Genomic DNA, 15,452 nt, shown 5'->3' with positions numbered 1-15,452 from the left:
ACCCGAATGCAAACCCAGATGCTGATCGGCGCCGATCTGGCCGCCGGCACCGAGACCGAGGAGCAGATCCTCAACCCACGCACCGGCGAGGTGATCGTCACGCTGCCCGAAGCCTCGCTCGCGCAGGTGGAAGCCGCGGTGCAGGCGGCCGAGCGCGCCTTCGCCAGCTGGTCGCGCACCACTCCCGCCGAACGTTCGGGCTACCTGCTGCGCATCGCGGACCGGATCGAGGCCGCGGCCACCGACCTCGCCGCGCTGGAGGCGCTGAACTGCGGCAAGCCCGGCCATATGGCGCTGAACGACGAGCTTCCCGCCATCGTCGATTGCTTCCGCTTCTTCGCGGGCGCGGTGCGCACCATGCACGGGCCGGTCGCGGGCGAATATCTGGCCGGGCATACCTCGATGATCCGGCGCGACCCGATCGGCGTCGTGGCCTCGATCGCGCCCTGGAACTACCCGCTGATGATGATGGCCTGGAAGATCGCCCCGGCGATCGCGGGCGGCAACACGGTCGTGTTCAAACCCTCCGAACAGACGCCGCTGACCGCGCTGCACATGGCCGGAATTTTCGCCGATGTCCTGCCCGAAGGCGTGGTGAACATCATCCTCGGGCGCGGCGAGACCGTGGGCTCGGCCCTGATTAACCACCCGAAGGTGGCGATGATCTCGCTCACCGGCGATATCGCCACTGGCCGCAAGATCATGGAAGCCGCGACCCGCACCATCAAGCGCACCCATCTGGAGCTTGGCGGCAAGGCCCCGGTGATCATCATGGACGATGCCGATGTGGAGGCCGCCGTCTCGGGGCTGCGCGCCTTCGGCTACTATAACGCGGGGCAGGACTGCACCGCCGCCTGCCGCATCTATGCCCATGCCAAGGTCTACGACAATTTCGTCGCCGATCTTGCCGCCGCCGTCTCCACTATCGGCTTCGGTCAGGCCGATGACAGCCTGAACGAAATGGGCCCGCTGATCTCGCCGCGTCAGCGCGACCGGGTCGCCTCCTTCGTCGCCCGCGCCCGCGAGCAGAACCATATCGAGGTCGCGACCGGCGGCGCGATCCCCGATGGCCCCGGCTTCTTCTATCAGCCGACCGTGGTCGCCGGCGCGCTGCAGACAGACGAGATCGTGCGCCGCGAGGTGTTCGGGCCGGTGGTCTCGGTCAGCCGATTCGATGATGTGGATCAGGCCGTCGCCTGGGCGAACGATTCCGATTACGGCCTCGCCTCCTCGGTCTGGACGAAGGACATCGGCCGCGGGATGCAGGTCGCCTCGCGCCTGCAATACGGCTGCACCTGGGTGAACACGCATTTCATGCTGACCAATGAAATGCCGCATGGCGGGCTGAAGCACTCCGGCTACGGCAAGGACATGTCGATGTATGCGCTGGAGGATTATACCGTGGTGCGCCACGTCATGGTCGCGCTCTGAGTTCTGCCGGAAAGGCCGCGATCAGCGCATCGCACATCTCCGCCACCCGGTCCGCTGCCGCGGGCCGGGCTCCGGGCAGCCGGCCGAGATCTGCAAGGCCGATGCCCGGATCGGGCGGGCGGCCGACGCTGGCGTAATAGTCCAGGAATTTGAACCATGCGCTGCGGTGGATCCCCTCCGGGCGCAGGAGCGTATTCGCGATGCCATAGGCATCGGCCGCGATTATGCCATGCAGGCTTTGCGAGACGATATGGCGGCATCCCGCAATCTGGCGCAGCACCGCGCGGGTATCGGTACTGCGCATATCGATCACGCGGAACCCGGGCCGCTCCGGAAGCGGCGTGCCATGATGCACGATCAGCCCGACGATATCCTCCTGCGGCACCGGCCCGGTCAGCCGCGGCGCCAGCAGCCCCGGGTCGCCGAAGGGCACGGGCGCCAGCCCCAGCACGCCGGCGCTCAGCGGCCCGCGCAAAGCCGCGACCCGCGCGCGCGGGAGCCAGTCCGCGCGCAGGGGCTCCATGCAGCCGGTGCCCCAGATCCAGGGCGCCCCGGCGGGGGGCGCACGGCGCTCCACCCCCTTGCGCACATGCCACATGATCGAGCCGATCGCGAACAGATCCGCCTCTGCCTCCGGCGCCCAGAGGACGGAGCGGCCCGAGACATGGGCGGTAATCTCGCGCGAAAGCGCATCCCCGAAGTTCGGGGCCTTCTTCCACCAGTAGAGGCGCAGCGGGTCGCTCATCGGCCCGTATCCTGCGTGGGCCGGGAGGCGAAGTCCAGCGCGCTGTGCCAGCCGTTTCACCGCCGTGCCAAGCGCTTGGGCTGCAACGCGAGATGCTCCGGGCCCCATAAAGTCACGAAGATGGGCATATGCGCGTGGCCCCCGCGTCAATGCTCCTGAACCCAACCGGCAGGGCCGCAATCCCCAGCCCGACGTTCTCGTGGCAGACCCCGCGATCCCCCTGCCCGGTCACCGAACCGCCCAGCGGATGCAGAGCAAAATCTGCTCCGAAATCCGCGGGCACAGCATGCGATTCCCGCCATCCACTGTCCGGGCCCTGTCCGGAACGCGGACATGCCCTGACCCGAGGCTGATAGCCCCAGCCCTGGCAGGCGGGACCTGAAGGGCAGCCTCCGCAATGCGCCAGCCCTGCATTTCCGTGATCGCCCGCGCGCCATGGCAGGCCACACGCGGCGCGGGCTGCGCAGGGGAGGAAGAGCCCTCGCGGACGCGTTCTCCTTCGGGGGATGAAAAATCGGGCAAAGCCAGGCGCCGCGCGGCCTGCCGGCCTTGCGGCGGGCAGGTCACGGAGACCACGCCGTCCATCCGGACGCCGAGGCCGATGGCGAGGCCAGGATACGGCGACTGGCAGGCCGGAGCGAACCAGCCCTGATCGCTCCATGTTCGCTTCTGCGCACCCTGCGCAAGCCCGCCATGGTAGGATCATAGGCGTCAACAGGCGGCTGCGCCACACGCCCCCGCTTTTCATCCAAGCGCGTCAAGCTGCAGCTCATCTGCGCGCCGATCGAACCCTTCTTCATGCCGATACATTCGCTCAAGCCGCGTATGTGCACCGTGACCGCGCCGTTCATCTGGCGGCTCACCGGATAGCCCTTATCGATCCGGATCACGCGAAGCGCCCTGGTCCTTAAGGACGTGGCGCTAAGGTCCCTGCCCACGGGCTGAACGTATTTTCCCCGCGCCAGCCGTCGCGCTTCAGGCCGAGTGCCGGCACTTTCCGGCCACATCCACGCTCCCCCTGATCAGGCCGAGCGCCCTTCGGTGGCCATCGCCGTTGTTGGTGAACAGCGTCACCGCCCAGTGGTTCATCGATGCGCCGACCGCGCCCGCCGGCGTACTCCCCGGCCGGTGGTTACCGGCGGCGCGGACGATCCGCTTCGCGGTGTTGCGCCACGGGGTCTGGCGCACGGTCCTCGGTATCAGGAGATGCCCTTCGCGGGTCCGACCATAACCTCACGTGTCGAACGCGCCCCCCCCACGGTGGTGCGGCCGAGGATCCGCGCCTCGGGCCAAAAGCTCCGACTGCGCGACCCAATCCTACTGTGGGAGCCTTTTCACAGGTGCGCGGATCAACCACGGCTGCCACGTGGATCGCGGGCTCGAAGAACTTCCGAGAGATGCCACGCGGCCATGTGAGGACCTTGCGTCGGAAGCCTCCGGCGAAGGAAGGCGAGGTCAGGCCGTTTGCCGCCGCCATATTTAAGACAGGGCGGGCCCTAGTGGTTCTGACGGGTGCGATCAGCCCGTCACAGAACGTTGCCAATATGAAGGCAGCTCGTTTGCTGCCGGTTCCCCGCGCGCAGTTCAATCAACGCATTCGGTTCCTCGGAGCCGGTCGCCAATAGGCCGCCCGGGCGGAGATGCTTGAGTAAGCATCCCACCGGCCGCGCTTCGGTGCCGAGCTTTGTGGAGGCCAGCGTATTCCAAATGCCCGATACAGTCCTCGCCATCGAAGCCGAAAGATAAGGTTTCGCTGCGGCCGGTCCGCTCCCGAAAGCCGGGTCCTCGAATGAACATTCATCATGCCAGAGATCCCTTTCGCGGCGGTGTCGCGGGCCTCAATCAGCCAGGATTGGCCAGCCTCTTATGGCGCCATAAGGTCACGTCCGCCCGGACTGCCGTGCAGATAGGCATATGCACGGAACGCCTGCACATCGCCATGCACCCTCCGATCAGCGCGGCACCGCCCCGACAGGTGAATTCCCGCTCGTTACGCGGGCCCGGAAGCGGATCGGGGCTAAGGTGCAGCGTCGTGGAAGGCGCCGATGGCCTTTCCTCCAATCACATGCCCGGCCTCGCACCGGCCCACCCTCATGAAGCACGCGGTGCCGGACGAGTGCCTGCGGCCGACAACGCCGAGAAGGCTTGGCACCGTTCCGGCGTGCTCTTGAACCCGCCCGAATACCCGCTAGCATCCAGCCGGCCCGCCTCGATCGACATGCGCATGATGCCGCCCGATCAGTGGCCTCGGCGCTGCTCCGCCCTCGGCCACATGCCCGCTCGCCGGGACACGGTCGCGTTGGGCATGGCTGCTTCCCCACCGAAAACGATCCCCCCTGCCAGACGGGCTGACCTAGACTTGCCCGGCACCGAAAGTGATTACTCTCTGAATGACCGGCAGCGGCGCCGCGGTGGCGTAGATCCGCGGCACATGGCTCCCGATCGGCAGGCGCGTCTTCGCCATACCGGTGCCCGCGTTCTCCGCGCGGTTTCCCCCGGTCACCCGGCCGTTCTCGATGCGGAAGCCGCTGAGCTCCCATGTCTGGTTCCGCTCCACGCCTTTCTGGCCGCCGCCGCAGGCATGGCCCGGGGCCACGCCTTGGTGCCGCGCGCTGTTATCGGCCTGCATCAGCCCGCGCTTGACCGGAAGGCAGGCATTGCCGCGGTTCAGAAATTGTACAGATCGCCGCGTCCTCCCGTCTGCGCAACCGCCCACCCGGCAGCATCCCAGTGCCCCGGCGGCGATAGACATCGCGCTTGCGCACCAGGGCGCTGAAGCTGAACGCCTTCTCCCGATCCTCCCGACTATCGCAGAGAATGCGTAAAACGGCTGTCGCTTGGGAGCAGACCGCTTCTCCGGATGGTCGTGGTCTTGCGCCCGATGCCACCCTGCGCAGGCCGGTCGTGCTTCGGGCCTTCTGGAACATATTGAACAGGGCGCAGGGGCAGGCTCAGCCTCACGCCGCTTCACCGCCATCTCAGCCCCGGCTCCGCGCCGCCGGAGGCCGCTCTGCCGCGCCCAGTGCCTCGGCAAGGCGCGCCGCACTGTTGCGGCAGAACGCGCTAAAGGGGCTTCGGGCCTGTCCCACTGCGCCACCCTACCCGGCCGCCGTTAAAGCGAAACCGTGACGCAGCCCCCGTTTCGTGGCAGACTCACCGCATGACCGATGCGCCGCCCCACAGCCTCCTGCTGACCCGCCATGACAGCGGGTGCAACATGGCGCGCTATTATGCGCTGAGCGTGGAAGCGGACCTGTTCGGAGGCAGCACGCTGGTGCGCCGCTGGGGCCGCATCGGCAGCGCCGGTCAGGAACGGCGGCAGTGGTTCGCCTTGCGCAGCGCGGCAGAGGCGGAAGGCCGGATCTGGGCCGAGCGCAAGATCCGCCGGGGCTACATGGCCTGACCGGGGGCGCATATTCACAACATTGCTCTGTGCGGAGAGCCAGAAGCAATGCCCCTGTCCTGCACTTATCGAACATTGCCGCGCCACTGCGAAAGCCCGCGCAGGATGTTCAAAGAATTCCCCCGGATCGTGCAAGACCTCCCCGGCCCCGCCGCCCTACCCTGATCCTGTCCGAAACCGGACCGTGGGGAGAGGAGCCCCGCGCCAAAGGGAGGAAACACATGGATACGGCATTCGCCACGAGCGAACGCCCGGCGCCGCAGGCTGGCCCGGTCGTTCTGGACGCATTGATCATCGGGGCCGGGGTCGCGGGCCTCTATCAGCTGCATCAGCTGCGCAAGGAGGGGATGAAGGTGCTTGCGGTCGATGCCGCGACCGACGTCGGCGGGACCTGGTACTGGAACCGCTACCCCGGCGCGAAATTCGATTCCGAGAGCTACATCTACCAGTATCTGTTCGACGAGGAACTCTACAAAGGCTGGACCTGGAGCGAGCGCTTCCCGGCACAGCCCGAGATCGAGCGCTGGATGCACTACATCACCGACCGGCTGGACCTGCGCCGCGACATCCTGCTCGCCACCAAGGTCACCTCGGCCGAATATGACGCCGCGCGCGGCCGCTGGAGCGTGCGCACCGACCGCGGCGACACGTTCGACACCCAGTTCCTGATCGGCTGCTGCGGCATGCTCTCGGCGCCGCTGGAGAACCGCTTTCCCGGGCAGGAAAGCTTCAAGGGCCGCATCTTCCACACCGCGCGCTGGCCGCGCGAGGCGCTGGAGCTGAGCGACAAGCGCGTGGGGGTGGTGGGCATCGGCGCCACCGGCATCCAGGTGATCCAGACCATCGCCGACAAGGTGAAGGACCTGACCGTCTTCATCCGCACGCCGCAATATGTGCTGCCGATGAAGAACCCGAAATACGGGCCGGAGGAGGAGAAGGCCTACAAGGCGCGGTTCGACGAGCTGAAGCAGAACCTGCCGCGCACCTTCACCGGGTTCGAGTATGACTTCGTGCATACCTGGGCCGATCTGAGCCCCGAGGAGCGCCGCGCGGTGCTGGAGGAGATCCATGGCGATGGCTCGCTGAAGCTCTGGCTCGCCTCCTTCGCCGAGATGTTCTTCGACGAGGCGGTGAGCGAGCAGATCTCCGAATTCGTGCGCGAGAAGATGCGCGCGCGGCTGAAGGACCCGGCGCTGATCGACGTGCTGGTGCCGAAGCCCGGCGATTACGGCTTCGGCACGCACCGGGTGCCGCTGGAGACGAACTACCTGGAAGTCTATCTGCGCCCGAATGTGCATGCCGTGAGCGTGCGCGACAATCCGATCGCCGAGGTGGTGCCCGAGGGGATCCGGCTGGCCGATGGCACGGTCTATCCGCTCGATGTGATCATCCTCGCCACCGGCTTCGACGCCGGATCGGGGGCGCTCACCCGCATCGACATCCGCGGCAAGGACGGGCACAGCCTGAAGGAGGACTGGGGCCGCGATATCCGCACCGCGCTCGGGATGATGGTGCATGGCTATCCGAACATGTTCATCACCGCCGCACCGCTCGCGCCTTCGGCCGCGCTGTGCAACATGACCACCTGCCTGCAGCAGCAGACCGAATGGATCACCGGCTGCATCCGCCACATGCGCGCGCACAACCGCTCCGTGGCCGAACCGAGCGCGGAATTCGAGGATTGGTGGGTGCAGCACCATGACGAGACCGCGAATGCGAACCTGATCTCGCGGACGAACTCCTGGTATGTGGGCTCCAACGTGCCGGGCAAGCCGCGCCGGGTGCTCTCCTATACCGGGGGCGTCGGCACCTACCGGCAGAAATGCGACGAGGTCGCCGCGGGCGGCTACGCCGGGGTGGAGATGCAGTAACCGCTACCCGGCCGCCTTGCGATAGGCGGCCGGGGCCTTGCCATGGACCCGCACGAACAGCCGGGTCAGATGCGCCTGATCGGTGAAGCCGCATGTGGCGGCGATTTCCTTGATCGGCAGCGCAGAGCCCGTGAGCAGCCGCCGCGCCGCCTCGATCCGCCGGGCGATGACATAGGCATAGGGCGGCTGACCGAAACTGAGCCGAAACAGCCGCGAGAAGACGCAGGGCGTCATCCCCACGGCCTGCGCCATCTCGGCGAGGGTCAGTGGATCGGCCAGATGCGCTTCCACGAAATCCGCGATCTGGCGCTTCTTCGCGGGGCCGAGGCCCGCCGCCTGAACCGGCGCGAAATCTATCTGCGCATAGCGGCGCAGCAGATGCACGATCAGCCCGCGCGAGAGCCAGTCCACATAGAGCGGCCCGCCCAGGGCCTGGTGCTGCGCCTCCTCAACGATGGCCCGCATCGCCTGCGACATCACCGGATCCTCCGCGCGCAGCACATCGGCGAGGCGCACATCCGAGACATGACAATCCAGCGCCTCGCCCGCCACATCGGCCACCAGCGCCGCCGAGAGATAGACATGGGTGACGTCTATGGGCTCTTCCCAGGTCCAGTGAGCCTGCTGCGCGCGGGTGAGGAGCGATGCCGCGCCGGGCCCGAGCCGGTCGCGGCTCCAGCGGCCCTCGAAGCGGCGGCGCATCGGCGTCTCGCCCATCTGGTAGCCCACCAGCATGAAATCCCGCATCGCGGGCACGATCACATCCTGGCCGTGGTAGTGATAGGAGCGCAGCGCCACGTCTTTCCAGCCCAGACCGTCGCTGGCCAGAAGCACGCGCCCCGGCACCCAGTTCGGCAGATCTTCGGGCGGGCACAGCCCCATGGTGCGATCCGGGCGGAGTTGTCCCCGCCCGGCCCCTCTCAGGCCGCCTGCCGCAGCGCAAGCGCGCGGTAGACGGCGGTCTCGAAATCGACATAGCCGGTGAAAGAAACAGGGTCGCCGAAGGGCAGGATCTGCGTGGCCCAATAGCCGCCCACGCCGTTTTTCCGGTCGATCCAGTAGAACAGGTTTGCAAGGCCCGCCCAGCCGATGGCGCCGGCCGGGCGTCCGGTGGGCGCCTCCTCCTCCATGGTCATGAAGCTGAAGGACCAGCCCTTGCGGTAGCCCGGGAAGAATTCGGCATCATTCGACAGCGCCCCGATCACACCGGGCAGCATGCCCACCTTCTGATGCGGCTCCAGCTGGTTGCGCGCAGCCCATTCCACGGTCTCGGGGCGCAGCACGCCCTGCCCGTCGTTGAGCCACATGCGGATGAACTTCATGTATTCGGGCACCGTCGCATAAAGCCCATGGCCGCCGCAATCCACCTCCGGCGCATCCGGGAAGGCAAAGCCCATATCGCTCAGGCTGCCATCCGCGCCGCGGGCATGGATCGCGGCGGTGCGCGCCTTCATCGCATCGGTGCGGGTGAAGCCGATGTCCTTCATCCCCAGCGGGTCGAACACGCGCTCGCGCAGCACCGCGCCGAGGCGCTTGCCGCGGATGCCCTCCACCACCTGGCCCACCCAGTCGATATTGGTGCCATATTCCCATTTCGTGCCCGGGTCGAACAGCAGCGGCGTTTCCAGCGCCGCGCGCGAACAGGTCACCACGCTCGGCTGGCCATGATCGTTGGCAAGGCGCAGATAGGTCTCGTTGAAGAAATCGTAGCCGAAGCCCGCGGTATGGGTCAGGAGCTGCCGCGTGGTGATCGCGCTTGCGGGCGCGCGCAGGATCGGCTGCCCGGCGCCATCGAAGCCGTCGATCACCTGAAGCTTGCCGATCGCGGGGGCATAGTCGCGCGCGGGGGCATCAAGGTCCAGCAGCCCTTCCTCCACGCATTGCAGCGCGGCCGTGGCCGCGATCGCCTTGGTGGTGGAGAAGATCGCGAATACGGTGTCCTCCGTCATCGGCGCGCCGCCGATCACCCGCTCGCCCGCCGCGCCGGAATAGATGTCGCCATTGCGGTCGGTGACCATGGCCACCACGCCCGGCACCCGCGGCGCACCGCTGACCGTGCCCTGCAGTACCGCATCGAGGCTCTGTTTCAGATCAGTCATGCCATCCTCCCTTGTCTGACTGTCGTCAGAGGGTGCGGCGCGGGCGCCCGCGCCGCTATTCGTTTTCGGAACCGCCTGTCCGGAATCGGAAGCCATCGCCGGCCTGCCGCGCCTGGGCGAGCGTCTGCGAGGGTTTCTCGCCGAAACGGGCGGCATAGGCCTGCGCCATCGCGCCGAAATTGGCATAGCCCCAATCGAGCGCTACCGATGTGACCGTATCGCCCGGCGCCGCCCGGCGCAGCGCCGCCCGCACGCCGTCGAGCCTCCGCTCGCGCAGGGCGTCACGCGGCGCACAGCCGCGGAACCGCTGGAACCCTTCGGAAAGCGTGCGCGCCGAGACCCCGACCCGGCGGGCGATCTCGCCGATGGCGGGCGCGCTGCGGGCTTCGGCCTGCATGATTTCCTCCGCCTCGCGCACATGCCGGGGCGCCGCGGCGCGGCCCGCATCCGCCAGAGACACCCCCGCCCCCGCAGCCCAGAGCCGCAGCAGCTCCACGCACAAAAGCTCCTCCAGATGGGTCTCCATCGGCGTGCCGCCGACCACCCGCCCGTCCGGCCCGATCGTCTGCGCCACATAGCCCAGAAGCGCCTGCCAGCGCGGCCCGCCAAAGGCCTGCCGCCGGGTCCAGAGCCGGTCTCCCGGCTCCGCGCCGAACCAGCGCAGCGCCGTTTCGGCCAGGACTGCATGCGGGATCGTGAGGTTCAGCTGCATATGCGCGCCGTCCCCCTCCAGCCAATAATCCGTGCGGCTGCAATCCACCACGAAGCTGTCGCCCGCGCGGGTGACGGGATCGGCGCCGCCGTGGCCCTGATGGCGCAGGCTGCCCTGGAGCGTATTGAGCACCAGCACATTGCCTGCCGCCGGATCGAAGGCGTCGAGGTGGATCGGCACGCCATAGGAGAACCGGGTCAGGGTGACGCGGCCCACGCTGGCGCTGCGCAGGGTCGCATCGGGGCGCAGGCCGAGGCCAAGCGGGCGCACCCGGTAGGGCATGTAGACCCTCCGGCAGAAATCCTGCACCTCGTCCCAGTCGCGCGAGGCGCCGGGGCCGTCCTGCGTGATGGGCCTCCCCGCGCCATCACACAGCAATGCCTGTTCCAGCATGGCCGCTCCTCCCTTCAGCCGATGCAAGGCGCCCAGAATGCCATGAATCCGGCGCTTGCCAAGCGGCTCTTTGGTCTTGGATCCGGCGCTATTACTTCCATTATGGATTGAGTATCATGAGAAATGTGCAGCTAGTCTCCGGCACAGGAAGGGCCGATATTCATCGCCAGAATGCACCCAATCCTCCGGCGGGATGCCGGAAAACGGAGTAGCAAAAATGATCGATATGACGACTGCCCCCTTCGGCGCCCTGATCCTGCGGCTGGCGCTGGCCTTCCTGTTCTTCGCCCACGTCTATCTGAAGCTGTTCATCTTCAAGCCCGCCGGGACCGTGGGTTTCTTCAAGTCGCTCGGCCTGCCGGGCTGGTTCGCCTATGTGACGATCGTGTGGGAAATCCTCGGCGCCACGGCGCTGCTGTTCGGCTTCATGCCGCGTCTCGCCGCGCTGGCGATGATCCCGGTGATGGCCGGAACGGTGGTGAAGGTGCATGGGCCCGCCGGGTTCTGGTTCACCAATCCGAATGGCGGCTGGGAATACCCGGTGTTCTGGATCGTGACGCTGCTGGTGTTTGCGCTGCTGGGCGATGGCGCCGCTGCAATCGTGGCCACCCCGGCCCTGTTCTGAGCCACACGCACGGATATTGGAGGATAGCATGATCACCGAAACCGAATTTCACATGGGCCGCGTCGCCCTGACGGTGCATGATCTCGACCGCGTCGGCGATTACTACGAGCGTGTCGTGGGCCTCGCGCGGATCTCGCGCGAGGGGGAGGTCGCCACCTATGGCGCAGGCGGGCGCGTGCTGCTGGAGCTGCGCCGCGATACCGCCGCGCGGCAGCGCAGCCAGCGCGAGGCCGGGCTGTTTCACGCAGCCTTCCTGATGCCCACCCGCGCCGATCTCGGGCGCTGGACCCGCTATATCGCAGACAACCGGATCCCCGTCGTGGGCGCCTCCGATCACGCGGTGAGCGAGGCGATCTACCTGACCGATCCGGAAGGCAACGGCATCGAAGTCTATGCCGACCGCCCCGCGAACAGCTGGATCTGGAACAACGGCTCGGTCCATATGGTGACCGAGGCGCTGGACTTGCCCGATCTGGTCGCCTCCGCGGGCGATACGCATTGGACGGGCCATGCCGAGGGCATGACTATGGGCCACGTCCACCTGCAGGTGGGCGCCCTGCCCCCGGCCGAGGCCTTCTATCAGGGGCTGATCGGGCTTGATGTCACCACGCATTACCCGGGAGCGACCTTCTATTCCGCCAACGGTTACCACCACCACATCGCCACCAACCAGTGGAACAGCCGTGGCGCCGGGGTACGCAATTTCCCCTCGACCGGGCTGAGCGAGGTTGAGATGCTGGTAGCACCCGCTCGGGTCGCGGCGATCCGGGCGGCAGCCGATGCCCAGGGCGTGGCCCTGGGCGGCGAAGGCAATACGGTCATGCTGGCGGACCCGTGGGGCACGCCGGTTTCGCTGAAACTCGCGCAGTGAGGGAATGAGATGCTGGTCGATGGAAAATGGACCGAGAACTGGCAGCCGGTGCAGGCGGTGGATGCCAAGGGCGGCTTCGTGCGGCAGGTCTCGGGCTTCCGCAACTGGGTCACGCCCGATGGCGCCCCGGGCCCGACCGGCACCGGCGGCTTCAAGGCCGAGGCGGGGCGCTATCACCTCTATGTGGCGCTGATCTGCCCCTGGGCGTCGCGCACGCTGATCGCGCGGCGCCTGAAGGGCCTGACCGGGGCGATCGACGTCACGGTGGTGGAGCCGGCTCTGGCCGAGCAGGGCTGGCGCTTCGCCAGCCCCGACCCGATCAACGGCGCCACCTGGATGCATGAGATCTATACCCGCGCGGACGCCCATTACACCGGCCGCGCCACGGTGCCGGTGCTGTGGGACAAGGCGAAGCGCACGATCGTAAACAACGAATCCGCCGATATCGTGCGGATGTTCAACCCAGGCTTCGGCGCGATGGGCAGCGGCCCGGATCTCTATCCCGAAGCACTGCGCAAGCAGATCGACACGCTGAACGACCGGATCTATCCGCGGCTGAACAATGGCGTCTATCGCGCGGGCTTCGCCACCACGCAGCTGGCCTATGAAGAGGCGTTCCGCGATGTGTTCGCGGAGCTGGATATGCTGGAGGCGCAGCTGTCGGAGACCAGCCCGTTCCTGTTCGGCCCTGCGCTGACCGAGACCGACATCCGCCTGTTCGTGACGCTGGTGCGCTTCGATGCGGCCTACCATGGCCTGTTCAAATGCAACCTGCGCCGGGTGGCGGATTACCCGGCCCTGCAGAGCTACATGCTGCGGGTGCTGGATCAGCCGGGCGTGCGTGAGACCGTCAGCATCGACCATATCAAGCGCGGCTATTATTCGATCAAGGCCCTGAACCCGACGCAGATCGTGCCGCTGGGGCCGGACCTGCCCGGGCTGGACCCGGTGCGGCTGTAAGGGGACATCATGAGCGAACAGCTTGTCATCCTGCTGCATGGCGTCGGCGCGCGCGGCGAGAACCTCGCCGGGCTCGGCCCGATCTGGGCGCGCGCGCTGCCCGATACCGCCTTCGCGGCGCCGGATGCGCCCTTCCCCTTCGATCAGGGCGGCCCCGGGCGGCAATGGTTCTCCATCGCCGGGGTCACGCCTGAGAACCGCGGCGCGCGGGTGATCGCGGCACGCGCGGATTTCGATGCGGTGATCGGTGCGCTGGTGGCGGAGCACGGTTTCGCGGCCCGGCTGGACCGGGTGGCGCTGGTGGGCTTCTCGCAGGGCGCGATCATGGCGCTCGATGCGCTGGCCTCGGGGCGATGGCCGGTGGCGGCGGTGCTGGCCTATTCCGGGCGGCTCGCGACGCCGGTGGACAACCCCGCGCGCGGCACCCCCGCGCTGCTGATCCATGGCGATGCCGACATGGCGATCCCGTTCACGCAATCGCAGGAGGCTGCCGCCCGGCTGACGGCGGCGGGTGTGCCCACCCGGCTGATCATCGAGCCCGGGCAGTATCACGGCATCTCGCCGCAAGGGGCGCAGGAGGGTGCGCGCTTCCTCGCCGGCGCCTTCGGCCTGCTGCACAGCTGAGCGCCCATGGACCGGCTCGACTGCGACAGGATGTTCGTGGCCGTGCTCGACAGCGGCAGCTTCGCTGCGGCGGCGCGCAGGCTCGGCACGTCCAGCGGCCAAGCCTCGAAGCTGGTTGCGCGGCTGGAGGCGGAGCTGGGCGTGCAGCTGCTGAAGCGCACCACCCGGGCCCTGCATGCCACCGAAGTCGGCCAGGCCTATTTCGAGCGCATGCGCGCGATCCTCGAGGAATTCGATGCGCTGGAGGCCTCGGTGCGCAATGCATCGGGCGCGCCCGCGGGGCGGCTGCGGCTTTCGGCGCCGCTGTCGTTCGGGCGGATGCAGCTGATGCCGCGCCTGATCGACTTCGCCCGCGCCTTCCCGGATATCCAGCTCGACACCGATTTCACCGATCGCACCGTGAGCCTGATCGACGAGGGCTATGATATGGCGGTGCGCATCGGCACCCCCGCGGACAGCAGCCTGATCGCGCGCAAGCTGGGCGAGGCGCGGGTGATCACCGTGGCCGCGCCGGATTACCTCGCCCGCGCAGGCACCCCCACTCGGCCCGCGGACCTTCCGGGCCATGCCTGCATCCTCGATGCGAATTTCCGCGAGCCGCAGATCTGGCGCTTCCGCGATGCCGCCATCACCGTGGACGGCCGGTTCCGCTTCTCGAACGGCGAGGCGGCGCTGATGGCGGCGGAGGCGGGGCTCGGCATCGTCCGGGTACCCACGTTCATCGCGGGCGAAAGCCTGCGCGCCGGCCGGCTGGTGGCGCTCCTGCGCGACGAGGAAGCCATCAGCTATACGATCCACGCGGTCTATCCTCCCGCACGGCATCTGGCGGTGAAGGTGCGCGCGCTGGTGGATTACCTCGTCTCGTGCTTCCACGATGGCGCGGACTGGGACAGAGGGTGGTAATACGGAGGGCTGCCGCTCAGCCGGGCGCCCCCTGGAGCCGCAGCCCCACCTCCGCCGCCACCGCCCGGAGTGCGGCGAGCGTGCGGGCGAGCGTTCCCGGATCTTCCAGCACATGGGTGGCTGCCGTCACCGAGATCGACCCGGCCAGCCGCCCCTGCCTGTCCAGCACCGGCACGCCCAGCCCCGCAAGCCCGACGACGTAATCATTGGGCACCCAGGCATGGCCTTGGGCGCGGATAACATCGGCCTCCGCCGCCAGGGCCGCCGGGTCCGTCTGGCTGTGCTGGGTGAAGGCGGGCTGCGGCCGCGCAAGCCAGGCCGCGCGCGCCACCGGATCCAGATGCCCGAGGATCGCCCGCGGCCCCGCGGCCACGTTCAGCGGCAGCAGCGTGCCCGGAGAGGACCAGTTCAGCGCGGTGAAGATCGTGCGATGCGTGCTCGCGCGCTCCACACAGATGGCGCCATCGGGATCGGGCATCCAGGCGAAGGAGGTCATCTCCACCGCGCGGGTGAGGTCGTGCAGCCAGGGCGAAGCCGCCTCGCGCAAGGCGCGCGGCGCATGCACCGCGGGCTGCAGCTGCAGCACCCGGCTGCCGAGGCTGTATAGATCCTCCGCGCGCGCGATCAGCCCGGTTTCAGCCAGCGCCAGCAGCAGCCTGCGCGCCGTGTTCTTGTCGAGCCCGCTCTCGCGGGCGATCTCGCTCAGCGTCAGCTGCGTCCGCGCCGCCGAGAAACTTCCCAGAATTGCGGCAATCCGCTCCGCTGCGCGCATCTGTTGGCCGGGTTCTGGCATGGGACACCTCAAAACGTATCAT

Annotated in this window: 16 protein-coding genes; 8 read left to right on the top strand and 8 right to left on the bottom strand. The window is 67.9% G+C overall.

The window, feature by feature from the left end; translation table 11 throughout:
* The first annotated feature begins 6 nt into the window (after window positions 1-6).
* The gene (locus ACOMG5_RS02965) at window positions 7-1,431 is read left to right on the top strand and encodes a gamma-aminobutyraldehyde dehydrogenase (protein ID WP_420342291.1); all 1,425 of its coding nucleotides are present in this window, start codon (window positions 7-9) and stop codon (window positions 1,429-1,431) included.
* On the opposite strand, the gene ACOMG5_RS02960 is transcribed toward ACOMG5_RS02965, so the two are convergent.
* The 4 genes from ACOMG5_RS02960 to ACOMG5_RS02945 all read right to left on the bottom strand — a co-directional run bounded on the left by ACOMG5_RS02960 (window position 1,415) and on the right by ACOMG5_RS02945 (window position 4,928).
* Window positions 1,415-2,176 carry a polysaccharide pyruvyl transferase family protein gene (locus ACOMG5_RS02960; protein WP_420342290.1) on the bottom strand — a complete coding sequence of 254 codons (762 nt, stop codon included), beginning with the start codon at window positions 2,174-2,176 and terminating at the stop codon, window positions 1,415-1,417. The two genes, ACOMG5_RS02965 and ACOMG5_RS02960, sit on opposite strands and share 17 nt — an antisense overlap.
* 563 nt (window positions 2,177-2,739) lie before the next feature.
* Window positions 2,740-3,066, bottom strand: a complete 327-nt coding sequence (locus ACOMG5_RS02955; protein ID WP_420342289.1) for a hypothetical protein — start codon at window positions 3,064-3,066, stop codon at window positions 2,740-2,742.
* Between the two features lie 85 nt (window positions 3,067-3,151).
* Window positions 3,152-3,364 carry a hypothetical protein gene (locus ACOMG5_RS02950; protein WP_420342288.1) on the bottom strand — a complete coding sequence of 71 codons (213 nt, stop codon included), beginning with the start codon at window positions 3,362-3,364 and terminating at the stop codon, window positions 3,152-3,154.
* A 1,165-nt stretch (window positions 3,365-4,529) separates the two neighbouring features.
* Window positions 4,530-4,928: a hypothetical protein gene (locus ACOMG5_RS02945; RefSeq protein ID WP_420342287.1), complete on the bottom strand. Its 399-nt coding sequence runs from the start codon at window positions 4,926-4,928 to the stop codon at window positions 4,530-4,532.
* Window positions 4,929-5,336: 408 nt separating this feature from the next.
* On the opposite strand from ACOMG5_RS02945, the gene ACOMG5_RS02940 reads away from it, so the two are divergent.
* Both ACOMG5_RS02940 and ACOMG5_RS02935 read left to right on the top strand, forming a co-directional pair.
* The gene (locus ACOMG5_RS02940; RefSeq protein ID WP_420342286.1) at window positions 5,337-5,579 is read left to right on the top strand and encodes a WGR domain-containing protein; all 243 of its coding nucleotides are present in this window, start codon (window positions 5,337-5,339) and stop codon (window positions 5,577-5,579) included.
* Window positions 5,580-5,800: 221 nt separating this feature from the next.
* Window positions 5,801-7,450, top strand: a complete 1,650-nt coding sequence (locus tag ACOMG5_RS02935) for a flavin-containing monooxygenase (protein WP_420342285.1) — start codon at window positions 5,801-5,803, stop codon at window positions 7,448-7,450.
* 3 nt (window positions 7,451-7,453) lie between these two features.
* Here ACOMG5_RS02935 and ACOMG5_RS02930 read toward each other — a convergent pair whose 3' ends face one another.
* From ACOMG5_RS02930 to ACOMG5_RS02920, 3 genes are read right to left on the bottom strand one after another with little or no spacing between them, the layout of a single operon-like run.
* Window positions 7,454-8,332: a helix-turn-helix domain-containing protein gene (locus ACOMG5_RS02930; protein WP_420342284.1), complete on the bottom strand. Its 879-nt coding sequence runs from the start codon at window positions 8,330-8,332 to the stop codon at window positions 7,454-7,456.
* Window positions 8,333-8,370: 38 nt separating this feature from the next.
* Entirely contained in the window at window positions 8,371-9,549 is a 1,179-nt protein-coding gene (locus ACOMG5_RS02925; protein WP_420342283.1) for a serine hydrolase domain-containing protein, read from the bottom strand.
* Between the two features lie 55 nt (window positions 9,550-9,604).
* Window positions 9,605-10,654, bottom strand: coding sequence for an AraC family transcriptional regulator (locus tag ACOMG5_RS02920; protein ID WP_420342282.1), 1,050 nt, complete (start codon window positions 10,652-10,654; stop codon window positions 9,605-9,607).
* Window positions 10,655-10,871: 217 nt separating this feature from the next.
* Between ACOMG5_RS02920 and ACOMG5_RS02915 the strand changes: the two genes are divergently transcribed.
* Genes ACOMG5_RS02915 through ACOMG5_RS02895 form a run of 5 tightly spaced genes read left to right on the top strand, consistent with a single transcriptional unit; the run spans window position 10,872 to window position 14,637 of the window.
* A complete protein-coding gene (locus tag ACOMG5_RS02915) occupies window positions 10,872-11,279 on the top strand; it encodes a DoxX family protein (RefSeq protein ID WP_420342281.1) in 408 nt (135 codons plus the stop codon).
* Between the two features lie 28 nt (window positions 11,280-11,307).
* Entirely contained in the window at window positions 11,308-12,150 is an 843-nt protein-coding gene (locus ACOMG5_RS02910) for a VOC family protein (protein WP_420342280.1), read from the top strand.
* A gap of 9 nt (window positions 12,151-12,159) precedes the next feature.
* The gene (locus tag ACOMG5_RS02905) at window positions 12,160-13,110 is read left to right on the top strand and encodes a glutathione S-transferase family protein (protein WP_420342279.1); all 951 of its coding nucleotides are present in this window, start codon (window positions 12,160-12,162) and stop codon (window positions 13,108-13,110) included.
* Window positions 13,111-13,119: 9 nt separating this feature from the next.
* A complete protein-coding gene (locus tag ACOMG5_RS02900; RefSeq protein WP_420342278.1) occupies window positions 13,120-13,734 on the top strand; it encodes an alpha/beta hydrolase in 615 nt (204 codons plus the stop codon).
* A 6-nt stretch (window positions 13,735-13,740) separates the two neighbouring features.
* Window positions 13,741-14,637 (top strand): LysR family transcriptional regulator, encoded by an 897-nt coding sequence (locus tag ACOMG5_RS02895; RefSeq protein ID WP_420342277.1) that lies wholly within the window; start codon window positions 13,741-13,743, stop codon window positions 14,635-14,637.
* Between the two features lie 16 nt (window positions 14,638-14,653).
* Here ACOMG5_RS02895 and ACOMG5_RS02890 read toward each other — a convergent pair whose 3' ends face one another.
* Entirely contained in the window at window positions 14,654-15,430 is a 777-nt protein-coding gene (locus ACOMG5_RS02890) for an IclR family transcriptional regulator (protein WP_420342276.1), read from the bottom strand.
* Window positions 15,431-15,452 lie beyond the last annotated feature (22 nt).

Source organism: Paenirhodobacter sp. (assembly GCF_041916475.1).
Taxonomy (GTDB): domain Bacteria; phylum Pseudomonadota; class Alphaproteobacteria; order Rhodobacterales; family Rhodobacteraceae; genus Rhodobacter.
Note: the sequence above shows the minus strand (reverse complement) of the source record. Positions and strands in the feature narration are given on the sequence as shown.